Source organism: Nocardioides sp. IC4_145 (genome assembly GCF_011250565.1).
In the GTDB taxonomy this organism is placed as follows: domain Bacteria; phylum Actinomycetota; class Actinomycetes; order Propionibacteriales; family Nocardioidaceae; genus Nocardioides.
Genome location: NZ_JAANMS010000001.1, coordinates 53,652 through 76,669, shown reverse-complemented (window position 1 = coordinate 76,669; position 23,018 = coordinate 53,652). Strand labels below are relative to the sequence as shown.

At 72.4% G+C, this 23,018-nt stretch carries 22 protein-coding genes; 4 read left to right on the top strand and 18 right to left on the bottom strand.

Features of this window, described 5'->3' with window-relative positions; translation table 11 throughout:
* Nucleotides 1-588: a sugar O-acetyltransferase gene (locus tag G6553_RS21510; RefSeq protein WP_166188113.1), complete on the bottom strand. Its 588-nt coding sequence runs from the start codon at nt 586-588 to the stop codon at nt 1-3.
* 25 nt (nt 589-613) lie between these two features.
* A complete protein-coding gene (locus G6553_RS00355; RefSeq protein WP_166188110.1) occupies nt 614-1,528 on the bottom strand; it encodes an NAD(P)-dependent oxidoreductase in 915 nt (304 codons plus the stop codon).
* 65 nt (nt 1,529-1,593) lie between these two features.
* Here G6553_RS00355 and G6553_RS00350 point away from each other — a divergent pair, with 65 nt between their 5' ends.
* Nucleotides 1,594-3,144, top strand: a complete 1,551-nt coding sequence (locus tag G6553_RS00350) for a DNA polymerase ligase N-terminal domain-containing protein (RefSeq protein WP_166188108.1) — start codon at nt 1,594-1,596, stop codon at nt 3,142-3,144.
* A 28-nt stretch (nt 3,145-3,172) separates the two neighbouring features.
* On the opposite strand, the gene G6553_RS00345 is transcribed toward G6553_RS00350, so the two are convergent.
* Nucleotides 3,173-4,609 carry a wax ester/triacylglycerol synthase family O-acyltransferase gene (locus tag G6553_RS00345; protein WP_347565416.1) on the bottom strand — a complete coding sequence of 479 codons (1,437 nt, stop codon included), beginning with the start codon at nt 4,607-4,609 and terminating at the stop codon, nt 3,173-3,175.
* 109 nt (nt 4,610-4,718) lie between these two features.
* On the opposite strand from G6553_RS00345, the gene G6553_RS00340 reads away from it, so the two are divergent.
* On the top strand, nt 4,719-5,963 hold the full coding sequence (locus tag G6553_RS00340; protein ID WP_166188105.1) for an alpha/beta hydrolase: 1,245 nt from the start codon (nt 4,719-4,721) through the stop codon (nt 5,961-5,963).
* A 390-nt stretch (nt 5,964-6,353) separates the two neighbouring features.
* On the opposite strand, the gene G6553_RS00335 is transcribed toward G6553_RS00340, so the two are convergent.
* Nucleotides 6,354-7,493 carry a CDP-glycerol glycerophosphotransferase family protein gene (locus tag G6553_RS00335; protein ID WP_166188102.1) on the bottom strand — a complete coding sequence of 380 codons (1,140 nt, stop codon included), beginning with the start codon at nt 7,491-7,493 and terminating at the stop codon, nt 6,354-6,356.
* Nucleotides 7,494-7,600: 107 nt separating this feature from the next.
* Nucleotides 7,601-9,682, bottom strand: a complete 2,082-nt coding sequence (locus G6553_RS00330; protein WP_166188100.1) for an acyl-CoA dehydrogenase — start codon at nt 9,680-9,682, stop codon at nt 7,601-7,603.
* A 74-nt stretch (nt 9,683-9,756) separates the two neighbouring features.
* Between G6553_RS00330 and G6553_RS00325 the strand changes: the two genes are divergently transcribed.
* Nucleotides 9,757-10,428 (top strand): class I SAM-dependent methyltransferase, encoded by a 672-nt coding sequence (locus tag G6553_RS00325; RefSeq protein ID WP_347565415.1) that lies wholly within the window; start codon nt 9,757-9,759, stop codon nt 10,426-10,428.
* Here the strand turns inward: G6553_RS00325 and G6553_RS00320 are convergent.
* The 3 genes from G6553_RS00320 to G6553_RS00310 are packed head-to-tail and all read right to left on the bottom strand — an operon-like array spanning nt 10,387 to nt 13,523.
* Nucleotides 10,387-11,484, bottom strand: coding sequence for a prenyltransferase (locus G6553_RS00320; protein ID WP_166188097.1), 1,098 nt, complete (start codon nt 11,482-11,484; stop codon nt 10,387-10,389). The genes G6553_RS00325 and G6553_RS00320 overlap by 42 nt on opposite strands.
* A complete protein-coding gene (locus tag G6553_RS00315) occupies nt 11,477-12,253 on the bottom strand; it encodes a class I SAM-dependent methyltransferase (RefSeq protein WP_166188095.1) in 777 nt (258 codons plus the stop codon). The genes G6553_RS00320 and G6553_RS00315 overlap by 8 nt, the downstream gene beginning before the upstream one ends.
* A complete protein-coding gene (locus tag G6553_RS00310) occupies nt 12,240-13,523 on the bottom strand; it encodes a glycosyltransferase family 4 protein (protein WP_166188092.1) in 1,284 nt (427 codons plus the stop codon). The genes G6553_RS00315 and G6553_RS00310 overlap by 14 nt, the downstream gene beginning before the upstream one ends.
* A gap of 228 nt (nt 13,524-13,751) precedes the next feature.
* Between G6553_RS00310 and G6553_RS00305 the strand changes: the two genes are divergently transcribed.
* Nucleotides 13,752-14,354: a TetR family transcriptional regulator gene (locus tag G6553_RS00305; RefSeq protein WP_166188089.1), complete on the top strand. Its 603-nt coding sequence runs from the start codon at nt 13,752-13,754 to the stop codon at nt 14,352-14,354.
* A 216-nt stretch (nt 14,355-14,570) separates the two neighbouring features.
* Here the strand turns inward: G6553_RS00305 and G6553_RS00300 are convergent, their stop codons facing one another.
* The 10 genes from G6553_RS00300 to G6553_RS00255 all read right to left on the bottom strand — a co-directional run bounded on the left by G6553_RS00300 (nt 14,571) and on the right by G6553_RS00255 (nt 23,016).
* Nucleotides 14,571-15,068, bottom strand: coding sequence for a TIGR03618 family F420-dependent PPOX class oxidoreductase (locus tag G6553_RS00300; protein ID WP_166188086.1), 498 nt, complete (start codon nt 15,066-15,068; stop codon nt 14,571-14,573).
* A 17-nt stretch (nt 15,069-15,085) separates the two neighbouring features.
* Nucleotides 15,086-15,853: a glucose 1-dehydrogenase gene (locus tag G6553_RS00295; protein ID WP_166188083.1), complete on the bottom strand. Its 768-nt coding sequence runs from the start codon at nt 15,851-15,853 to the stop codon at nt 15,086-15,088.
* 13 nt (nt 15,854-15,866) lie between these two features.
* Nucleotides 15,867-16,778: a 3-oxoacyl-ACP reductase gene (locus tag G6553_RS00290; protein WP_166188080.1), complete on the bottom strand. Its 912-nt coding sequence runs from the start codon at nt 16,776-16,778 to the stop codon at nt 15,867-15,869.
* Between the two features lie 7 nt (nt 16,779-16,785).
* Entirely contained in the window at nt 16,786-16,980 is a 195-nt protein-coding gene (locus G6553_RS00285; protein WP_166188077.1) for a ferredoxin, read from the bottom strand.
* Nucleotides 16,981-16,983: 3 nt separating this feature from the next.
* Nucleotides 16,984-17,985 (bottom strand): NAD(P)/FAD-dependent oxidoreductase, encoded by a 1,002-nt coding sequence (locus tag G6553_RS00280; protein ID WP_166188074.1) that lies wholly within the window; start codon nt 17,983-17,985, stop codon nt 16,984-16,986.
* 73 nt (nt 17,986-18,058) lie between these two features.
* Nucleotides 18,059-18,847, bottom strand: coding sequence for a hypothetical protein (locus tag G6553_RS00275; RefSeq protein ID WP_166187945.1), 789 nt, complete (start codon nt 18,845-18,847; stop codon nt 18,059-18,061).
* Nucleotides 18,848-18,859: 12 nt separating this feature from the next.
* Nucleotides 18,860-19,411: a hypothetical protein gene (locus G6553_RS00270; protein ID WP_166188071.1), complete on the bottom strand. Its 552-nt coding sequence runs from the start codon at nt 19,409-19,411 to the stop codon at nt 18,860-18,862.
* Nucleotides 19,408-20,640 carry an MlaD family protein gene (locus G6553_RS00265; protein WP_166188068.1) on the bottom strand — a complete coding sequence of 411 codons (1,233 nt, stop codon included), beginning with the start codon at nt 20,638-20,640 and terminating at the stop codon, nt 19,408-19,410. The genes G6553_RS00270 and G6553_RS00265 overlap by 4 nt, the downstream gene beginning before the upstream one ends.
* A 13-nt stretch (nt 20,641-20,653) precedes the next feature.
* Nucleotides 20,654-21,853: an MCE family protein gene (locus tag G6553_RS00260; RefSeq protein ID WP_166188065.1), complete on the bottom strand. Its 1,200-nt coding sequence runs from the start codon at nt 21,851-21,853 to the stop codon at nt 20,654-20,656.
* On the bottom strand, nt 21,850-23,016 hold the full coding sequence (locus tag G6553_RS00255) for an MCE family protein (protein WP_166188062.1): 1,167 nt from the start codon (nt 23,014-23,016) through the stop codon (nt 21,850-21,852). Before G6553_RS00255 ends, G6553_RS00260 begins: the two co-directional genes overlap by 4 nt.
* Nucleotides 23,017-23,018 lie beyond the last annotated feature (2 nt).

Genomic DNA, 23,018 nt, shown 5'->3' with positions numbered 1-23,018 from the left:
TCAGTCGTCGGTGAGCTGCTTGACGACGCGCGCCGGGTTGCCGACGGCGACCACGTTGGCGGGGAGGTCCTTGGTGACGACGGCTCCGGCGCCGACGACGGTGTTCTCGCCGATGGTGACGCCCGGGAGGACGATCGCGCCGCCGCCGAGCCAGACGTTGTTGCCGATGACGATCGGCTGCGCAGCCTCCCACTTGTCGCGGCGCGGGCCGGCCTCGAGGGGGTGGGTGGGCGTGAGCAGCTGGACGTTCGGACCGATCTGCACGTCGTCGCCGATGGTGATGGCCGCGACGTCGAGCGCGACGAGGCCGAAGTTGGCGAAGCACCGGGCGCCGATGGTGATGTTCGTGCCGTAGTCGACGTACACCGGGGGCCGCAGCTCCGTGCCCTCCCCCACGGAGCCGAGCAGCTCCTCGAGCAGCGCCCGACGCAGCGGCGCCTGCCGCACCGAGGTCGCGTTGTACGCCGCCATCAGGTCCAGCGCCGCGGCGCTCGCCTCGCCGATCTCCGGGTCGTCGGCGAGGTAGAGGTCCCCGGCCTCCATCCGCTCGCGCATCGTCCGGGCGTCGGTGGGCTGCTCCTCGGTCATGCGCGCGAGCGTACGCAGGGCGGGCTCAGCGGAGCCCGTCGGCGAGCTCGCCGAGCGCCTGGTCGAGCGTCACCCCCGGCGCCCAGCCCCAGTCGCGGGCCCGGTCGGCGACGATCCGGCCGGTCCACGACGGCTCGTCGACCCACTCCGGCTCGACGCCGACGGCGGAGGTGACGGTCTCGTGGTAGTCCCGCGTCCGCGCCGGCTCGGCCGCCAGGTTGACCGGCGTGCAGCCGCCGGCGACCGGCCCGCGGCCGGGGTCGTCGGACTCGGCCACCAGCCCGACCGCGACGTCGGCAAGGAACGCCGCGAGGTCGCGGACGTGGACCCAGGCGAACGTCTTGTCCGGAGCAGTACGCCGTGCGTCCGGCTGGTCGCGGACGGCGGCGGGTCGGAGCGTGTTCCAGACCGAGGTCTCCCCCGGGCCGAGGATCGCGGGCGGCCGGACCAGCACGCGGGTGGTCCCGTCGACCCCGGCGAGGGCGGCGTCGGTGTCGCGCTTGGTGATCCCGTAGTCGCCACCGTCCTCGCCGACCAGCGGCGAGCCCTCGTCGACGTCGCCCGTCCCGGGCGAGCGGTCGTAGACGGCCGCGGTCGACACGTGGACCAGCCGGTCGACGCCGGCGTCGCGGGCGGCCCGCGCAAGGGTCGTCGTGGCCTCGACGCCGACCCGGTGCTGGGTCTCGCGGTCCGAGCCCATCGGGTGCACGGTCGTGACGACGGCGGTCGCGCCCTCGACGACCGACGCGGCCAACGCCGGGTCGCCGAACTCGCCGACCCGCTCCTCCACCCCGGCCAGCGCCGGCGCCGAGCCGGCACGGCGTACCACCGCTCGCACGGAGGCGCCGCGCTCGACCAGGGCGGTGCAGGTGGCGGACCCGACGAAGCCGTTCGCCCCGGTCACGACGACGACAGGGGCGTCTGCTGCTGACTCGCTCATGCCAGCCACGATGGCACGCGGTCCCGAACGCTGAGGCGGACGGCACAGGTGGGTACCCGACCGCCATGGCCGACCCGCTCGCGACGTACCGCTCGATGCGCGACTTCGCCCGCACCCCCGAGCCCGCCGGCGACGTGGCGACCACGACGGACGCACCGCGCTTCGTGGTCCAGCGGCACCGCGCCAGCCACCTCCACTACGACCTGCGGTTCGAGATCGACGGGGTGCTGGTGAGCTGGGCGGTGCCGAAGGGCCCGACGCTCGACCCGGGCTCGCGGCGGCTGGCGGTGCACGTGGAGGACCACCCGGTCGACTACCTGCACTTCGAGGGCACGATCCCCGGTGGTGAGTACGGCGGCGGCGACGTCATCGTGTGGGACACCGGCACCTTCGAGCCGGTCCGCACCGACGACCCGGCGGCCGCCGTCGCTGCCGGTGAGCTCCACGTCGAGGTGCACGGCCGCAAGCTGCGCGGTCGGCTCGTCCTGGTCCGCCGCGAGGGCAAGGACTCGGGCAAGGACTCGGGCAAGGACGAGTGGATGCTCCTGCACAAGCGCGACCAGCACGCCGTGGACGGCTGGGACCCCGAGGACCACCCACGCTCGGTGCTCAGCGGACGCACCAACGACGACGTCCTCGCCGGCGTGCCGCCCACCCCGGCCGCGAGCGTCCCCGACGAGGCGATCGACGCCTTGGGCGACCTGCCCGGCAGCGGCGGCACCTGGGAGGTGCACGGCCGGCGGCTCAAGGTCACCAACCTCGACAAGGTGCTCTTTCCCGGCCGCCCCGGCGAGGAGGCGATCACCAAGCGCGAGCTGCTGGCGTACGCCGCGCAGGTGGCGCCGGTCGCGCTGCCCTACCTCGAGGGCCGGGCCGTCAACCTGCACCGCTACCCCGAGGGCGCCGACCGGCCGGGCTTCTGGCACAAGCAGCGTCCCGACCACGCGCCGGAGTGGGTCGAGTGCTGGGAGAACCCGGACGCCGACGAGGGCGAGACCACGGCGTACGTCGTCGCCGACGAGCCGGCCACGCTGGTGTGGATGGCCAACTTCGGGGCGCTCGAGTGGCACCCGTGGACCTCGCGGACCGAGGCGATGCACGAGCCGACGTACGCCCTCGTCGACCTCGACCCGGGCGAGCGCACCAGCTGGGAGGAGCTGCTGGTGCTGGCGCGGCTGCACCGCACCGCGCTCGACCACCTCGGTGTGACCGCGCTGCCGAAGGTGACCGGACGGCGCGGCATCCAGGTGTGGGTGCCGGTCGTGCCCGGCTACTCGTTCGGCGACACCCGCGCCTGGGTCGAGCGGCTCTCGCGGACCGTCGGGAAGGTCGTGCCGGAGCTGGTCAGCTGGAAGTGGGAGGTCAAGGCGCGCGGCGGGCTGGCGCGGCTGGACTACACGCAGAACGCCGTCAACAAGACGCTCGTCGGCCCGTGGTCGCCCCGGCCGGCACCCGGCGCGCCGGTCTCGGTGCCGATCCGGTGGGAGGAGCTCGACGACCAGGACCTGCGGCCGGACCGGTGGACGATCCGCACGGCGCTGGACCGCATCGCCGAGCACGGCGACCCCTTCCGGGCGCTGCTCGGCGCAGCCCAGGAGCTGCCCGAGATCAGCTGAGGGATCAGCTGAGGGATCAGCTGGGCGATCAGCTGAGCTCGGCCTCCTCGCGCAGCGGGCGGGCGGCCACCGCGGCCCGCAGCTCGGCCAGCTGGGCGGGGAACCGTTGCACCAGGTCGTCGGGGTTCGGCACCGACTCGCGACAGGCGATGACGCCGACGTGAAGGTGGCCGTAGTTGGACATCACCGTGATGTTCAGGCCGGCGCCGTGGAAGACCGGGCCGAGCGGGTAGAGCCCGAGCACCTCGGCGCCGCAGAAGTACAGCGGGACCGGGGGGCCGGGCACGTTGGAGATCACCAGGTTGTGCACGACCGGGTGCCGCTCGGCCAACCGCAGCGAGGCGTAGGTCCGCACCGCCAGGCCGAAGGTCCGCGGCGCTGCGAACTCCGCCCAGTCCTGCAGGGAGTCCGCGCTGATCGCGTTGTGGTGCTCCTTCGCGTGCCGGTTGCGGGTGGCCATCTCCTCGAGCCGCACGAGCGGGTCCTCCTCGTCGGTGCCCAGCTTGGCGAAGAGGGCCGACACCTTGTTCGCGCCGCTGGCGTGCCGCGAGCTGCCGTGCACGGACACCGGGACGGTCGCCAGCAGCGAGTCGTCGGGCAGCTCCCCACGGTCCTCGAGGTAGGAGCGCAGCGCGCCGCCGGCCACCGTCAGCACGACGTCGTTGACCGTCGTGCCGGTGGCGGCCTTGACCTCGCGGACCTGCTCGAGGTCCATGTCGGCCAGCGCGATGGCGCGGTGCCCGGTGATGGTGCCGTTGAACGACGTGCGCGGCGCGGTCAGCGGGGCGGCCATCGCGGTGCCGGCCCGGGCGCGGCCGATCGTGCGCGAGACCAGTTGCGCCGAGGGACTGAGCAGCTTCACCGCCTGGACCGGCTTGGTGGCGTTGGAGAGCAGTGCGCGGCCGAGGAGCTCCAGCCGGTCCGGGTCGCGTCCGTAGCGCTGGTCCGCGGCGGTCGCCAGCGGCTCGGCCTCCGGCTCGAGGCTGCACAGGTGCGAGACCAGGTTGGCGCCGGAGACGCCGTCGACCGTGGCGTGGTGCATCTTCATGAACACCGCGACCAGGTCGTGGCCCAGCCCGGCGTCGTACCCCTCGATCACCCACATCTCCCACAGCGGCCGCGAGCGGTCCAGCGGCTGCCCGGCGAGGTGACCGGCGAGGTCGGTCAGCTCCGCGAGGCCGCCGGGCTGCGGCAGCGCGAGACGGTGCACGTGCCGCTCGATGTCGAACTGCCGGTCGCGCACCCAGATCGGGTGGTCGAGGCCCAACGGCACGCGGCGCAGCTTGCGGGTGAAGGCCGGGGTGTCGCGCACCCGCTCGTGGACCGTGGCCCGGAGGCGCTCGAACGAGTACGGCTCGGGCATCGTGGCCGGGTCGAGCACGATGACCCCGCAGACGTGCATCAGCTGCGCCTGCGTCTCGAGGTAGAGGAAGCTCGCATCGAGCCCCGACAGCCGGTCCACCACAGCAACTCCCTCGGCGTAGAACGTGTTCCACTTCCGTAACGTCCAGGACCGTACGACGTCACGCGGGCGTGCCGATGACGCGCGTCAGCTCCGGACTACCCTCGTCCGCATGTCGTTCCTCCGACGCCAGGTCGTGACCGCCGCGCTCACCGCGAACGCCCTCCGGCCGCTCCCGGGCTTCCGCCCCGGCATCCCCGCCTTCATGGCGGGCTGGCTCGTCGGCGAGCTCGCGCCGCACGTGCTGGCGCTGACCGTGGCCGACGCCGCGGCGCACGTGCGCGGGCCCAGGCGCGACGCCCGCGGGCTCGCCCTCGCCGCCGCCAGCGCCGCAGGACTGACCTGCCTCGTCGCCCAGGCGCGCCAGGTGCAGCACCGGGCCGAGGAGAGCCTCGTCGAGGCGCTCGGCGCCGACTACCTCGAGCAGCTCGACGCCAAGCCGACCCCGGCCGACCTCGCGGTGCCGTGGCGCCGGCTGGTCAACCCGTTCCGGATGCGGGACGCGCGCGTCCGCGTCGAGAAGGACATCGCCTACGACCCCGCCATCGGCAAGCGCGGCCTCCTCGACGTCTACTCCCCCGCCGACGGCGTCCCCGACGGCGGCGCGCCGGTCCTGCTGCAGGTCCACGGCGGCGGCTGGACCATCGGCAACAAGGACCAGCAGGGCATCCCGCTCATGCAGCACCTAGCCGCGAAGGGCTGGGTCTGCGTCGCCATCAACTACCGGCTCTCGCCGCGCTCGGACTGGCCCGCCCACGTCGTCGACGTCAAGAAGGCGATCGCCTGGACCAAGGCCAACATCGCCGAGCACGGCGGCGACCCGGAGTACATCGCGATCACCGGCGGCTCGGCGGGCGGCCACCTCGTCGCGCTCGCCGCCCTCACCCCCGGCGACCCGGCGTACCAGCCCGGCTTCGAGGACGCCGACACCTCCGTCCAGGTCGCCGTGCCGCACTACGGCGTCTACGACTTCGCCGGCTCGACCGGCACCCGCGCCGCCGAGCAGCTGCGCGACCTCTTCCTCGCCCCGCGCGTGCTCAAGAAGCGGTGGTCGGAGGACCCCGAGGCGTTCGAGGACGCCTCCCCGATCCTGCGGATCACCCCCGACGCCCCGGACTTCTTCGTCGTCCACGGCGCGTACGACACGCTCGTCCCCGTCAGCCAGGCGCGGTCGTTCGTCGAGAAGCTGCGGCAGGTCTCGAAGCGGACGGTCGTGTACACCGAGCTGCCGGGCGCCCAGCACGCCTTCGACGTCTTCCCCTCGATCCGCAGCTCCCACATCGTCCGCGCCATCGACCGCTTCCTGCACTGGCACTGGAACCAGTACCGCCGCGAGCAGGGCCGCCTCGCCGGCTGACCCTTCACCTCCGCTGCCCGCTGGTCGAGCAGGTGAGCGCCAGCGAGCCCCCGCTGGTTGAGCAGGCGAGCGCCAGCGAGCCGTGTCGAAACCCGGTGACCGTGGTCGCGGCCCTGCGCCCCTCACCGGGTTTCGACACGGTCGGCGCTGGGGCGCCTCCCTGCTCAACCAGCGGGAGACACCGCCGCGTCCGCTGGTCGAGCAGGCGAGCGCTAGCGAGCCGTGTCGAAACCCGGTGACCGTGGTTGCGGCCCTGCGCCCCTCACCGGGTTTCGACACGGTCGGCGCTGGGGCGCCTCCCTGCTCAACCAGCGGGTGTCGGCGCTGGGGCGCCTCCCTGCTCGACCAGCGGGTCAGGGGCGCCTCCGTGCTCGACCAACGAGGGCAGGCTCAGGCGGTGATGGCGGTGTCGACGGCCGTCTCGCCGAGGAGGTGGTCACGACGGGCGGCGAGCTCGGCGACGGCGTCGAGGAAGCGGAGGGTGCTGTCGCCGACCTGGAGGTCGTCGAAGTAGTGGTGCCGCATGGCCACCCGGGCGAGGTGGTGCTCGTCGTGGTCGAGCCGCGCGGCGACCAGCTCGCTGAGCGCGGAGACGTCGACGGAGTCGATGACGTCGGCGCAGCGGCTTACCGGGACCTCCTGGCGCAGCCGCTCGGCGTCGTGGTGGCGGTCGGTGATGAAGATCGGCCGCTCGGTGCGCAGGTAGAGCCAGTCCAGCCCGACCGAGGAGACGTCGGTGACCATCGCGTCGCAGTCGGGCATGAGCGCGAGGATGTCGCCGGCAAGCACGGCGACGTGGCCGGCCTCCGGGTCGCGCCGGGCCGCCTTGTCGAGGAGCGCCAGGATCACGCGGTGCCCGTCGCGGACGGCCGGCGTCTCGCTGGTGACGACCTTGGGGTGCGGCTTGTAGACGAGGCGCACGCCGGGCACGGCCAGCACCGCGCGCACGACGTCGGCGCCGATGGTGTCGACGGAGGTGTAGTCGTTGTACTCCGCGTCGCCCTCCCACGTCGGCGCGTAGAGGACCGTGCGACGGCTGCTCGGCTCCAGCAGCGGCTCGCGCTGCAGGTCCAGCTGCGGGCGGCCGACCCGGACGAGCCGTCGGGTGTCGAGCTCGAGCAGCCCGGCCACGTGGCGCTGCACGGCGGCCTCGCCGGCGACGAAGACGCGGTCGTAGGCCTTCGCATTGTTGCTGGCCATGCTCTGCTTGTCGCTCTCGCCGTGGTTGACGTGCACGTGCAGCGCCCGGCCGTGGAGCAGCGACTGGAAGTTCAGCATCGAGTTGTTCACGTAGAGGACGACCTTCGGGTCGACCACGGCGTACAGCTCGGTCAGCTCGGGGAACGACTCGGCCAGGACCACCGGCAGCGAGGTCCGCGTGCGCAGCAGCGCGGCCGCCTCGGGGTCGCGCGCGACGACGCCGACGTGCTGCTGCTCGGCGAGCTGCTCGAGCACCGGCAGCCACTGCACGAGCTGGTACGTGCGGGTGGTGTCGTCGGCGAAGTAGGCGAGGATGGAGGCGTCGAGCACCGGCGAATCGTACGGGTCCGCGGGCCTACCGCAGAATCGCGCGAAAACCCGTCCTGACCTGCATTGACGACCGTCGCAGGAACGGCCGTCACGGCCCCGTCACCGGCTCAGCGCGGCAGCCCGAGGATGCGCTCCCCGGCGACGTTCCGGAGCACCTGGGTGGTGCCGCCGGCGATGGAGAGGCACCGGGTGTTGAGCATCTCCCAGACGTCGGCGCGGACGTCATCTGCGTCGGTCAGCGCGCGGTCGCCGTGCAGCGCGACCACAAGCTCCGAGCCGTCCTGGCGGTTGCGGACGCCGAGCAGCTTGGCGACGCTCGACTCGGGCCCGGGCCCCTGCCCGGCCAGTGACCGCAGGGTCGACCGGACGCCGAGCAGCGAGCACACGGTCGACAGGGCGACCGCCTGGCCGACCCGCACCTCCTGCGCCACCGAGAGCCCACCGGCGGCGAGCTCGACGGCACGCTCGGTGCTCTTCGACAGGCGGCTGCTGGCCATGGCGACCCGCTCGTTGGCCAGCGTCGTGCGAGCCAGTCGCCACCCGTCCCCCGGGCCGGCGACCATCATGTCGTCGGGCACGAACACGTCGTCGAGGAAGACCTCGTTGAAGAGCGCCTCCCCGGTGATCTCGCGCAGCGGCCGCACGTCGATGCCCGCGGAGCGCATGTCGACGAGGAAGTAGGAGATCCCCTTGTGCTGCGGGGCGTCGGGGTCGGTGCGCGCCAGGCAGATGCCCCAGTCGGCGCGCTCAGCCATCGACGTCCAGACCTTCTGGCCGGTGAGCCGCCAGCCGCCGTCGACCTTCTCGGCGCGGGTGCGCAGTGACGCCAGGTCGGACCCGGAGCCGGGCTCGGAGAAGAGCTGGCACCAGACCAGGTCACCGCGCAGCGACGGCTCCACGAACCGCTCGCGCTGGGCGTCGGTGCCGTGCTCGAGGATCGTCGGCAGCGCCCACCCGGCGATGACGATGTCCGGCCGGGTCACGCCGGCCCGCGCGAGCTCGGTGTCGATCACGATCTGCGTCACGGCGTCCGCCCCGATGCCGTACGGCGCCGGCCAGTGCGGCATGAGGTAGCCGGTGTCCACGAGGCCGGCCCGCCGCTCCTCCTCCGGCCGGGCGGCGATCGACTCGACCGTCGCCCGCACCTCGTCGCGCACCGCCGCGTCGCGCCCCTCGAGGTCGACCGCGAGCCGCCGCCGGGTGCCGGCGACCGCGCGGGCGGCGAGCCGTCGGGCCGCCTCGTCGGTGCTGCCGACCAGGCTGCGCAGGGCGACCGCCCGGCGCAGGTAGAGGTGCGCGTCGTGCTCGAAGGTGAAGCCGATCCCGCCGAGCACCTGGATGCAGGTCTTGGCGACCTCGAGCGCGCCGTCGAAGCAGGTCACGGCGGCGACGTCGGCCGCGAACGCCCACTGCTCGTCGTCGGGCCCGACGGCCGCGGAGGCGACGTCCCACGCGGCGCTGGTGACGGCCTCCGCGGTCTCCAGCATCTGCGCGCAGAGGTGCTTGACCGCCTGGAAGGCACCGATCTTCTGGCCGAACTGCTCGCGGACCTTGGCGTACTCCACCGCGGTGTCCAGGCACCACCGCGCGAGGCCCGCGGCCTCCGCGGCGGCGTACGTCACCACCGTGCGGTGCAGCAGGTCGCGGGTCAGTCCCGGCACGGCGACACCGGCGGTCGGGTCGTCGACCGAGACCGTGCCGTAGCGCCGGCTCAGGTCGAGTCCCGTGCTCGGAGCCACGGTGACGGCCTCGACGGGCAGCACGCGCCAGCCGCCGTCCGCGTCCCCCTCGAGCTCGACCAGCACGTGCGTGGCCGACGGGACGTCCCAGACCAGGTCCGAGAGCGCCACGGCCACGACGCCCCCCTCGCCGAGTGCCGGGGCGACCTCGGTGTCGGCCAGCAGCGCCGCGGCGACGACCGGCCCGAGCAGCGGACCGGGCACCATCTCGCGGGCGCACGCCTCGAGCGCGACCGCCTGGTCGAGCACCGACCCGCCGCCGCCGCCGGCCGCCTCGGGCAGCCCGATGGTCGCCACGCCCATCTCTGTGACGGACCGCCAGGTCGCGGCGAACGCCTCGGCCGCCGCGCCCTCCGCGGCCCGGACCACGGCCGGTCCGTCGAGGCTCGCGGCCCACTTGCGCAGGCTCTCGGCCAGCTCGACGTGCTCGTCGGAGATCCCGATCGACATGGGAGGCGTCCTTCCAGGCTGCCCAGCCCTCAGGCGAGAACTAGAACGTGTTCCAACCCTACTAGTCTGACGGCGTGACGAACACGGTCGACCGATCCTCCGACTGGCTGGGACACGCCCTGGCCGCGAAGGGCTTCATGCCCGAGGACGAGGGGATGCTGCTGCACCGCGTGGCCCTCGAGCGCCTCGCCCACGGACCCGCGCTCGAGGTCGGGACCTACTGCGGGAAGTCCGCGATCTACCTCGGCGCCGCCGCCCGCGAGGTCGGCGGGCCGCAGGCGGTGGTCTTCACGGTCGACCACCACCGCGGCTCGGAGGAGAACCAGGCCGGCTGGGAGCACCACGACGCGACCCTCGTCGACGACGAGTTCGGCGAGATGGACACGCTCCCGACGTTCCGCCGCACCCTCAAGCGCGCCGGTCTCGAGGACCGCGTCGTCGCCGTCATCGGCCGCAGCACCACGGTCGCCACCCACTGGCGCACCCCGCTGTCGATGCTGTTCATCGACGGCGGGCACGCCGAGGAGCACGCGCAGAACGACTACACCGGCTGGGCCCACTGGCTCGAGGTCGGCGGGCTGCTGGTGATCCACGACGTGTTCCAGGACCCCGCCGACGGCGGCCAGGCGCCGTACCACGTCTTCCTGCGCGCGCTGGAGTCCGGCGCCTTCGAGGAGGTCGAGGCGCTGGGCTCCATGCGCGTCCTACGACGGACGACCGGCGCTGCCGGCGAGCTCGTCGGCTGAGTCGCAACCACACTCGAGCGCGAGCTCGGTGAAGTGCGGGGCGAGCGAGGTGCCCCGCATGATCCCCGAGCCGGCCGAGCTGTGCCCGGCGACCTCACCGAGGGCGTCGACGGCCAGGATCACGGCGGCGGCGGTGTACGTCGTCCACTCGTGCGGCCAGTTGACGTCGTCGCCGAAGACCCACCCGGTCCAGTACTTGCCGTCGTCCGCGCGCAGGTGCTGCATGTCGCCCAGCAGCTGCAGCGCGCGACGGTGGTCGCCGATCGCGTCCAGGGCCATCACCAGCTCGCAGGTCTCCGCGCCGGTCACCCACGGGTTGGTGTCGACGCAGCGGATGCCGAGGCCGGGGACGACGAAGTCGTCCCACCGGGTCTCGAGCAGCTCGAAGGCCGCGTCGCCGCGCACCGCGCCGCCGAGGACCGGGTAGTACCAGTCCATCGAGTACGTCGCCTTGTCCAGGAACAGGTCGCGGTGCTCGCGCACGGCGTGGCCGAGCCGGCCGCCGGCCAGCTCCCACTCCGGCTGCGGGTCGTCGAGCAGGTCGGCCAGGGCCACCCCGGCGCGCAGCGACTGGTAGATGCTCGACGAGCCGGCGAGGAGCGCGCCCTCCTCGGTCGGGGTCCACCGGATCCCGCCGAAGGGCAGCTGCTGGCTGACGACCCAGTCCAGGCCGGCGCGCACGCTGGGCCAGTACCGCTGCACGAACGCGTGGTCGCGGCGTACCAACCAGTGGTGCCAGAGGCCCACGGCGAAGTACGCCGACATGTTGACCTCGCCGCGCTCGTCCTCGACCTCGCCGCCGACGATCTTCATCGGCCACGAGCCGTCCTCGCGCTGCAGCGTCGGCACCCACGCGTAGGCACGCTCGGCGGCCTCCACCTGGCCGCCGACGAGCATCGCCATCGCGGCCTCGACGTGGTTCCAGATGTCGACATGCTCGCCGGTGGTCCACGGCACGGCGCCCGAGGGCTCCTGCATGGCGGCGATCGACGCGGCGGTCTCGCCGACCTGGGTGGCGCTCAGCACGCCCTCGACGTACGGCAGGAGCTCAGACATCGGCACCGGCAGCACGCGCGTCGGCGGTCTGGGGCTTGCGGAAGTACAGCACCATGCTCTTGCCGATGAGCGGGTCGAGCACCTTGCCCGCGACCTTGAGCGCGGTCGGCTGCTTCATGATCTCCCAGACCAGGAGCTTGTGGTACGCCTTCGCGAGCGGGTGGTCGTCGTTGTTGACGCCGACCGCGCACTTGATCCACCAGTACGGCGCGTGGAGACCGTGGGCGTAGTCCTTGCCCTCGAAGACCATCGCGTCCCCGGGCTCGCCGTCGTTGGGCCGGCCCGCCTTCGTGACCTTGTCGATCAGCTCGTGGTCGGTGTAGATGCGGATGTGGCCGCCCTCGGCGTTGTGGTACTCGTCGGAGAGCTTCCAGTTGACGACCTCCGGCAGCCAGCGCGGCACCGAGATCGCGAGCGTGCCGCCGGGGCGCAGCACCCGCACCAGCTCCTTGATCGCGTCGACGTCGGCCCAGATGTGCTCGAGCACCTCGGCGGCCACGATCCGGTCGAACTCGCCGTCGGCGAAGGGCAGCTGCAGCGCGTCGCCCTCCTTGACGTCGGCCTCGGCGCCCTCGGGGACCTCGCCGGCCTCCTTCATGGCGACGAACAGCTCGCGCACCTTGGCCAGCTCGTCGGCGTCCATGTCGAAGGCGACGACGTCGCCACCGCGGCGGTACATCTCGAACGCGTGCCGGCCGGCTCCGCAGCCCATGTCCAGGACGCGGTCGCCCGGACGCAGGCCCAGGCGGTCGAAGTCAACGGTGAGCACGGTTGTTCCTCTCGTCGGCGGGACCCGCGCCGCGCTCGCGGCGGTGGTCCTCGATCACTTCCTCGTACGCCGCGGCGACCTTGACCGCCACGGCACGCCAGCTGAACATCTCCTCGACGCGCCTGCGTCCCGCGGCACCCATCCGGGCGCGACGCTCGGGGTCGTCGAGCAGCGCGCCGAGCGCCTGGGTCAGCTCGCCCACGTCACCGGGGGTGACGAGGTCGGCGGCCTCGCCGTCGGGGCCGGTCACCTCGGGGATCGCGCCCGCGCGGGAGACCACCAGCGGGGTGGCGCAGGCCATCAGCTCCGCGGTGGGCAGCGAGAAGCCCTCGTACAACGACGGCACGCACGCGACCTCGGCCGACCCCATCAGGTCGACGAGCTCCTCGTCGGTCACCCCGCTCACGAACCGCACGCAGTGGCCGATCGAGAGCTTCTCGATGAGCCGCTCGGTCGTGCCGCCGGGGCGGGGCTTGGTGATCAACACCAGCTCGACGTCGCGCTCGGTGCGGAGCTTGGCGAAGGCCTCCAGCAGCGTCGCGATGCCCTTCATCGGGGCGTCGGCGCTGGCCATGGCCAGGATCCGGCCCGGCACGCGCGGCCTGGTCGGCGGCTTGAAGAGGTCCTCGACCCCCAGCAGGATCACCTGCATCCGTGCCGGGTCGACGCCGAAGTCCTTGGCGATGTCGCGCTTGGACGCCTCCGAGGGGGTCAGGATCTTGCGCGCGGCACGGGCGACCTTGGCCTGCATCCGCAGGAAGCCGTACCAGCGCCACAGCGTGAACTTGCGCCACGGGTTCTTCGTCTGGCTGATGTCGATGCGCCGGTCGAAGGTGATCGGGTGGTGCAGCGTCGTGATGAGCGGCAGCCCCATCTTCTCGATCTCGAGCATGCCGTAGCCGAGGACCTGGTTGTCGTGGACGATGTCGAAGTCCTCGACCCGGTCGCGCAGCACCCGGGCGACGCGCGAGCTGAACGTCTTCGGCTCGGGGAAGCCGGCCGCGCACATCGTGAGGAACTCCTCGACGTCGATGCGGTCGCGGAACTCGCGCAGCTTGGGCACGCGGAACGGGTCGGGCTGCCGGTAGAGGTCCAGGCTCGGGACCTTCGTCAGCTTGACCCCGGGGTGGTCGAGCTCGGGGTAGGGCTGGCCCGAGAACACCTCGACCTCGTGGCCGAGGTTGGCCAGCTCCCGCGTGAGGTGACGGAGGTAGATGCCCTGACCCCCGGTGTGGGGTGCGCTCCGGTAGGACAGCATCGCGATCCGCACGCGTCACGACCTTTCTCGACTGTGCCGTTGCCGACATCCGGACACACTCCGGATGCTTGACACGCCGGGCCGGACGAACTGGAACGTGTTCCTATCATGGACCACGTGGGGCTAGCCTAGTGCCACATACCGGCGGTCGGGTCCGGATCCATCCCGGTTCCGCATCGGATCACATGACGCGGGACACCGGGCCGCCATGACCGCGACGAGCACCCAGGGGCACCTTCGATGAGCGCGACCAACTCCCTCAACGCGGAGGACCTCGGGTCCGCGGCCCAGCGTGACCGCCGCAAGCGCATCCTCGACGCCACGATCGACCTGGCCTCCAAGGGCGGCTTCGACGCCGTCCAGATGCGCGCCGTCGCCGACCAGGCCGACGTCGCCCTCGGCACGCTCTACCGCTACTTCCCGTCCAAGATCCACCTGCTCGTCAGCGCGCTCGGCCGGGAGTTCGAGCGCACCGAGGCCGCCCGCCGCGACGTCGAGATCCCCGGCGACACCGCCTCCGAACGGGTCATCAACGTCCTCAAGGGCACCACCCGCGGCCTGCAGAGCAGCCCCCACCTCACCGAGGCGCTCACCCGCGCGTTCATGTTCGCCGACGCCTCGGTCCAGGCCGAGATCCACCAGGTCGGCATGCTGCTCAGCACCATGCTCACCCGCGCCATGCACCCCGGCCAGTCCGAGCCCACCGACGACGACGTCGCCATCACCCGGATCATCGGCGACGTCTGGCTCGCCGCCCTCGTCGGCTGGGTCACCGGCCGGATGACCGCCGCCGAGACCGGCGCCCAGATCGAGCGCGCCGTCCACCTCATCCTCCGCGACTGACGCCTCATCCCGGCTGGCTTCGCGGGTCGGCCGGGGCGTCGGTTCATCAAGGTATGCAGACGAAGCATCACATCCCTGTGTGAACTGACCGAGGGAAGTGACGCTTCATCAAGGTATGCCGGTGAGCCGCCGCCTGTCGGTTCACCTGCATACCTAGATGAAGCGACAGGACGAGCGGCCCAGGGCCCGCTCACAGCCGAGAGGGCCTGGGGTAGGTCAGTCGAGGAACTCGGCGGTGGAGCCGCCGAGCTCGAGGGGGTCCATGCCGAGCTTGCGGTGGTCCCAGCTGCGGACGCGGTCGACGTCGAGGCGGACGACGACGCGGTTCTTGGCCATCAGCTCGACGAAGGGCTTGAGCTCCTCGGTGTACGGCGCGTTGTAGCGCTCGAACACGTTGACGCAGACGTCCCACACGGTCTGCTCGTCGTCGATCACGACGCCGTTGCCCTCGAGCGAGACGCCGCGGAGCTGGTCGTAGGTGTGGCCGGCCTCGACGAGGAAGCTCATCCGCGGGTCGCGGCGGAGGTTGACGACCTTCTGCGACTTGGCCTTGGTCTCGAGCCAGATGTGGCCGTCGAGCCAGGCGTACCACATGGCCACGAGGTGCACCTGCCCGTTCGGCCCGATCGTGGCGACCGTGGAGCTGCGCTGCTGGGTGAGGAAGGTGTCCACCTCGTCGTCGGACATGACGACCTGGGACCGCTGGTTGGCCATGGACGAGAACCTAGTGCTCAGCCGCCGAAGGCATGCGTGGAGGTCACGCCGCCGTCGATGGCGATCTCCGCGCCGTTGACGTACGCCGACTCGTCGGAGGCGAGGTAGACGTAGAGCGGGGCGATGTCCTCCGGCTGGCCGACCCGGCGCAGGGGCACCTTCGAGGCGCCGTACTCCATCGCCGCGTCGCCGCCGTGCACGCGCGTCATCGGGGTGTCGATCATCCCGGGGTGCACCGAGTTCACCCGGATGCCCTGCGGGCCGAGCTCCATCGCCGCGCACTTGGTCATGCCGCGGATCGCCCACTTGGTGGCGGCGTACGCCGTGCAGCCGGCCATGCCGGCCAGGCCCTCCACCGAGGACGCGTTGATGATCGAGCCGCCGCCGTGGGCGCGCATGGTCGCGGTGACGGCCTGCATGCCGAGGAAGCAGCCGAGCTGGTTGACGCGGAACAGCAGCTCCACCTCGTCCTGCGGCATGGTGCCGATCTCGCCGAAGCGGAGCAGGCCGGCGTTGTTGGCCAGCACCGAGACGGGGCCGAAGCGCGCGTTCGTGTCCTCCACGAGCGACGCCCACGACGCGGCGTCGCTGACGTCGTGGGCGACGAAGTGCGCACGGCCCTCCGACGCCCCCGCCAGCTCGTCGGCCAGCTCCTGCCCGGCGTCCTTGGCGATGTCGGCGACGACCACCGACGCGCCCTCGGCGACGAAGGCCCGGCTGATCGCCGCGCCCTGGCCCATGGCGCCGCCGGTGACGACGGCGACCTTCCCTGCGAGTCGTCCCATGACCGCTTCCCCCTCAGACCGTCAGCTGCATGATCGAGTCGGCGGCGAAGCCGACCGACGGGTCGCGGCCCTCGAAGAAGCCGCCGACCTGCTTGGCGAGGTCCTCGAGGTCCCACACCGAGCCCGAGGCGTCGAAGCGCTGCTCGACGACCGGCGCGGCCACGAGCGCGACCATGCCGCCGTACACGACGAAGACCTGGCCGGTGATGGCGTCCGCGGCGGGCGAGGCGAGGTACGCCACGAGCGGCGCGACGTGGTCGGGCGAGTAGGGGTCGATCTCCTGGCCGGAGGTGTCCTCGCCGAAGACCTGCGCGGTCATCGCGGTGCGGGCGCGCGGGCAGATCGCGTTGGCCCGGACGCCGATCCTCCCCAGGCCACGTGCGGTCGACAGGGTCAGCGCCGTGATGCCGGCCTTGGCGGCGGCGTAGTTCGGCTGGCCGGGCGACCCGCCGAGGAACGCCTCGCTGGCGGTGTTGACCACCCGGGCGTAGACGGGGGCGTCGGTCTCCTTCGACTTGCCGCGCCAGTACGCCGCGGCGTTGCGCGAGAGCAGGAAGTGGCCGCGCAGGTGGACCCGGATGACCGCGTCCCACTCCTCGTCGGACATGTTGAACAGCATCCGGTCGCGGGTCATCCCCGCGTTGTTGACGACGATGTCGAGCGAGCCGAACCCGTCGACCGCGGCCGCGACCAGGGCGTCGGCGGTGGACCGCTCGGAGACGTCGCCCTCGACCACGGTGGCCTCGCCGCCGCGGGAGCGGATCTCCTCGACCGCCTCGTCGGCAGCACCGGGCAGGTCGTTGAGGACGACCTTGGCGCCCGCAGCGGCCAGGGCGAGCGCCTCGGCCCGCCCGAGGCCGGCGCCGGCGCCGGTCACGACGGCGACGCGGCCGTCGAGGGAGAGGTCGTCGGTGGTGGTGCTCATCGGTGGATCAGTCCTCCAGGGAGATGGCCGCGCGCGGGCAGGCCGCGACGGCTCGCTTGACGTCGCCCTCGTTCTCGGGCGTGGTCTCCTCGGCCTTGACCTGCAGGTAGTCGTCGTCGTCGAGCTCGAAGACCTCCGGCGCCATCGCCTCGCACAGCGCGTTCGACTCGCAGAGGTCGAAGTCGACCTTGATCCTGCTCATGGACTAGCTCCCTTCACTGGAATGGCCGGGGAAGACGTGGGCGGTCGGGTCGATCGCCACGGTCGCGTTGTTCACGGCGGTCGCGGCCTCGCCGAAGCCGACGGCGATCAGCCGGACCTTGCCGGGGTACTCCGTGATGTCGCCGGCTGCGAAGACGCGCGGCAGGTTCGTGCGCATCGCGGGGTCGACGACGACGTGCCGCTTGTGCACGTCGATCCCCCACTGCTGCAGCGGCCCGAGGTCGGCGATGAAGCCGAGCGCGGCGACCAGCGCCTGGCAGGGGTACGTCGTGGGCTCGCCGTCGACGGTCACCTCGACCGACTCGAGCGAGCCGTGACCCTCGAGCGCGGTCACCTCGGCACGGGTGACGATCTCCACGGACGAGTCGCGCACCTGCTGGACGGTCCGCTCGTGGGCGCGGAACGCGTCGCGCCGGTGCACCAGCCGCACCGAGCGGGCCACCGGCTCGAGGTGGAGCGCCCAGTCGAACGCGCTGTCGCCGCCGCCGACGATGACGACGTCCTTGCCGGCGTACGGCTCGAAGCTCGGGACGAAGAACTCCATCCCCCGACCCAGCCAGCCCTCGCCCGCCGGCAGCGGCCGCGGGCTGAACTTGCCGATGCCGGCGGTGATGAGCACCGCGGCGGCCGCGACCTCGGTGCCGTCGTCGAGCGTGACGACCACGCCGTCGTCGCCGTGCTCGAGCGTGGTCGCGGTGCGGCCCAGGAGGTACGTCGGGTCGGCGGTCGCGGCCTGCTCGACCAGTCCCGCGACCAGGTCGCGGCCCTTGACGGCGGGGAACCCGGCGACGTCGAGGATGAGCTTCTCGGGGTACATCGCGGTGACCTGCCCGCCGAGCTCGGGCAGCGAGTCCACGACGGCGACGCGGTGGCCTCGGAAGCCGGCGTAGTACGTCGCGAACAGGCCGGTGGGTCCGGCGCCGACCACGAGCAGGTCGGTCTCGACGCGGAGGGACGGGCTGGTCGGGCTGGCAGTCGCGGTCACGGCGGCGATCCTGCTCCTCCCGCCCGAGGTGGTCTACTAGAACGTGTTCTAGGTTCGGTCGGGGACAGTTCTATCAGAGCGCGTCGAGGTCCGTCACGACCCAGTCCCCCTCACCGCGACTGAGGGTCACGACGACGCGGTTGAGGTCGGCCCGCGGCTGCTTGGTGCCCTTGCCGGTGGTCGCCTGGTTGACGAACAGCAGCGCCTTCACGTCGTGCTCGCTCGCCGAGATCGCGGACGCCGCCACGACGGTCGCCTCGACCTTCGCCTGGTTGCGCTCGGTGTCCTCGCGGATCGCCTCGAGCGTCTCGCGGTACTCCGTCTGCATCCGCGGTGCGAGCAGCGGCAGCGCCGCCTCCATGTCCGCGTCCAGGGTCTCCGCGGAGTACGACAGCACCTTCTCCGCCGCCTCCGTCGCCGCGCTGAGGCCGGCCGACTTCGCGCCCTCGGACTCGAAGACCACGCCGTCCGCCAGCGGGGTCGTGCCGTCGGGCGGGCCGTCGGCCTCGTCGTCGACCGTGAGCATGCGGACGAAGACGATCGCCAGGGCGAGGACCAGCACCGCAAGAACAGCCGCGGGCCAACGGCGGGGGCGCGGCTGGCTTGCGTCTCGCCGGGTTTCGACGACGCTCGCTGGCGCTCGCTGCTCAACCAGCGGGGGCTCGGGCGCTCGCTGCTCAACCAGCGGGGGCTCGGGCGCTCGCTGCTCAACCAGCGGGGGCTCGGACGCTCGCTGCTCAACCAGCGGGGGCGGTTCCGGCTCGAGGTCGGAGCCGCAGTAGCGGCAGCGGATGGCGGCGGCCTTGATGGTCTCCGCGCAGAACGGGCAGGCCTTGGTGTCGGTGCTGGTGTCGTCGGTCATCGTCGGGTCACCTCAGCCCACGAACTGCACGTTGGAGGCCAGCCACTCGCCGTCCTCGCGGACCATGTCGAGCTGGAGGCGGTAGTAGCGGGGCTGGGTGGTGCCGTCGGTGGTGACGTTGGCGACCTCGCTGTCGGCGGCGACGTACACCAGCGCGGAGTCGGCGTCGAGGTCGCCGACGCCGAGGGCGACGACCGTGCCGGTGCTGACCGACTTGTTGCGCTCGGCGGCGTCGATGAGCTGCTCGACGTTGGCGGCGTACTGCTCCTCGAACTCGCCGGTGGCGTAGGACAGCACCTCGTCGGTGAGCGGCTCCATGTCGCGGTGGTCGACCTCGAGGAAGGCCAACGTCAGCTCGCGTGCCGCCTCGGACACCTCCCGGTGCGCCGCGGTCAGCTCCTCGTCGCCGCCGTCGCCGGCGACGCCGACGGCCCGCTCGAGCGCCTCGCGGCCCTCGTCGGACCGCAGCGCGGTGACGGCGATCGCGCCGGTCAGCGCCACGGCGAGCACCGCGAGCACGGCCGTCACCCGGCCCCACGCGGTGGCGGGCAGCAGTCGACTCACATCCCCTCCTGCGGACCGATGAGCATCCAGCGCCACGAGTCCTCGCCGAACACGTCGCGCAGCCCACCCTTCGTCCCGACCCGCACGGCCGGTTCGTCGGCGAGGGTAGCGCCCGGCGCGACCCGGTTGGTGCTGCCGCCGAAGCGCGGCGCGTACTTCGGACCACGCTGGTTGTACGGCGGGCCGGACAGGCAGGTGGCCGGGTAGATCGGGGCGTCGGTGAGGTCCGAGGACGGCCGCCAGTCCTCGCTCGGCATGAAGCCCTCGCGGCAGGGGCCGGGGCTCTGGGCCAGCTGGAGGTTGATGTGGCCGTAGCCGTCGCCGGGCGTGCCGGTGAAGCCGTTGGCGACGATCTTCGGGAAGGTCACGAGCAACTGCTCGATGGCCGGCAGCCGCGTGGTGACGACCTGGTTGAGGGTCACCAGGTTGCCGATGAAGACCGGCATGGTCGGCTCGAGCCCGGCCATCAGCTTCTCCACCTCGCGCACTGCGCTCGCGCCGCCCTCGAGGACGGTGCGCAGCTCGGGGTCCTTGCCGCGCAGGGTGCCGGTGAGGTCGGCCAGCGACCGGGCGAACGCGCGGATGTCGCCGCGGTGCTCCTGCTGGGTGCGCAGCACGGTGCGGCCGTTGTCGAGCAGGCGGAACGTCGACTCCTCGTTGGCCAGCGCCGCCTCCACGAAGCGGGAACCGCTGTCGACCATCCGCTCGAGCGGGCCGGCGGTGTCCTCGAAGGCCAGGCCGAGCTCCTCGATGACGGTCGAGAGGTCGCCCTGGTCCACCGAGGAGACGAGCTGGTCGAGGTCGATCAGCAGCTCGTCCTCCCCCACCGGCAGGCTGTCGGCGTCGCCGGCCAGCACGGCACCGTCCTGGGCGTACGGCCCGTCCCCGTCCTCGGGGACGATGTCGAGGTACTGCTCGCCGACCGCGGAGAGGTTGTGCACCTCCACCTCCGCGTCGAGCGGGATCTCGGTGCCGTCCTCGAGGGAGAGCTCCGCCTCGAGGCCCTCGCGGGTCACGTCCATCGCGGAGACCTTGCCGACCTTCACGCCGCGGTAGGTCACCTCGCTGCCGACGAACAGGCCGCCGGAGTCCGGCAGCGTCGCCGAGATGGTCAGGCCGCGACCGAGCAGCCGGTCGACCAGACCCAGGTAGGTGCCGGTCACGTAGACGATGCCGACCGCGGCCAGCGCCACGAAGAGCACCAGCCGGACCTTGACGCCGCGGGTCATCGCCGTCCTCCCATCAGCCCAGGCCTCCCGAGAGCAGGCCGCCGCCGGTGCCGACCGACATGTCCCGGGTGTAGCCCGTCTTGCCGGCCCGGCCGAGGCCGGGCAGCGTGGGCAGGCCGGGGATGTCCGGGAGCGGGATGTCGGGCAGGTCGGGCAGCCCGGGGATGTCGGGCAGCGGGATCGTCGGCCCGTCGCCGGGCTGCTCGATGAGCTGGGTGATCCCCTCCAAGGAGACGTCCAGGGCGAACTTCGCGTTGGCGTAGTCGCCCTTGACGATCTCGCTGGCCTGCTCGGGGAACGGGAAGCTGATCAGCAGCGAGAGCCCGCGGGGCAAGGAGTCGCCGGTCTCGTTGAGCCGGCGCAGGATCGGCCGGAGGTGGTCGAGGTCGGCCAGGAGGTTCTCCTTGGTGCCGTTGATGACCCGGGTGCCGACCTCGCCGAGCTCGTCGAGCTGACCGAGCATCGCGACCAGCTGGTCGTGCTGCTGGTTGAGGACCTCCAGCGCCGGCCCGGTCGCCTCGATCGCGTCGGTGATCGTGCGCGACTCGCGGTTGAGCGTGCGGGCGAGCGTGTCGAGCGACTCCATCGCCGAGACGATGTCGTCCTTCTGCTCGTCCAGCCCGCCGACGAGCTGCTCGAGCTGGTTGAACAGCGATCTCACGTCGTCGGTGCGCCCGGAGAGCATGTCGTTGACCTCGTCGCTGATCTGCTTGATCTGTCCGACGCCACCGCCGCTGAGCAGGAACGACAGCGCGCCGAGCACCTCCTCGACCTCCGGGTTGCGGCCGGTGTCCGCGAGCTCGAGCCGGTCGCCGTCCTCGAGGCGACCGCGCGCCCGGCCCGGGGGCTCCTCCAGCGCGACGTACTTCTCGCCGAGCAGGCTGGTCTGGCGGATCTCGGCGATCGCGTTGTCGGGCAGCTCGATGTCCTGCCGGATCTTGAGGCGTACGACGGCGTTCCACCCGTCGCGCTCGACCTCGTCCACCTCGCCGACCACGACGTCGCTCACCATGACCGGCGAGCGGGGCACGACGTTGAGCACGTCGTCGAACTCGGCGGTCACCGTGAACGTCTCCTCGCCGCTGACCGGGCTGCCGGGCAGCGGCAGGTCGTAGGCGCCGTCGAAGTCGCAGGCCGCCAGCAGCGGGACGGCCAGCGCCAGCGAGACCAGCCCGGCCAGCGGTCGCCTGGACGTCCTCGTCGTGGCACTCATCGGGGACCACCTCCGAGCAGCTCGCGCAGGTCCTTGGCCGGGACGGCCTCGCCGGGGACCCGGGTGTCGGGTGCCGCCGAGCGGGCCGGACCGGTGGGCAGGGCGAGGCCGAGCGGCTCGAGCAGCGACTCCAGGAGCCTGCAGACCGTCCTGGCCGCCGGGACGCCGGCGTTGGTGACGACCGCGCAGAGGAAGCCGTCGAGGTCCTCGACGTTGGGGCCGACCTGGATCCGGGCGTTCTGCGACCCGGTCTTGGTGTCGAAGCCGAGCGCGAGGTTGCCCAGCCCCAGCGGTCCCTTCTCGATGGCCTGCGTGAGCGACTCCTTCTCGGCGACCAGCACGTCGAGGACGTCGGTGAGGTCCTCGACCTCGCCGACGAGGGCCGAGCGGTTGTCCTTGACGAACGCCTCGACGGTGCCGACGGCGCCCGCGAGCGCCTCGAGCGCGGCGCCGAGCTCCTGCCGCTCCCCCGACAGCTGCTGGGTCGCGCGGCCCAGGTCACCCATGAACTCGTCGACCAGGCCGTCGTTGCGCGCCAGCGTGCGGGTGAAGGCGTCCAGCTGCCGCACGGTGCCGAACAGGTCGCCGCTGTTGTCGCCGAACGTCGTCGCCGCGGCCGAGAGGTCGCGGATCAGCTGGTTGGCCGTGCGGCCCTGCCCGCCGAGCGCCTCGGCGCCCGAGGCCAGCAGCGTGTCGAGCGAGCCGTCCTTGTTGGCGCCGTTGGGGCCCAGCGCGTTCGCCAGGGTCGAGAGGCTCTCGTAGATCCGGTCCAGCTCGACCGGGCTCGCGGTCTCCGCGAGCGGGATGTCGGCGCCGTCGGCCATCACCGGGCCGCTCGTGTGGTCGGGGGTCAGCTGGATGAACCGGTCGGCCACCAGCGTCGGGGTGACGATGACCGCCCGCGCGTCCGCCGGCACGTCGTAGGCGTCGTCGTACTCCATCTCGACGCGCACGGACTCCCCCTCCGGCACCACCGCGGTCACCTCGCCGACCGGCACGCCGAGGATCCGCACCTCGGTGCCGACGAAGACGCTGACGGCTCGGGCGAAGTGCGCGGTGACCTTCTTGCGGCCGCTGTCGCCGTCGACGAGCACCAGCACCGTGCCGACGAGCAGCAGCGCGGCGACCAGGGCGCCGGCGGCCTTCATCGTGATCCGTGGCATCG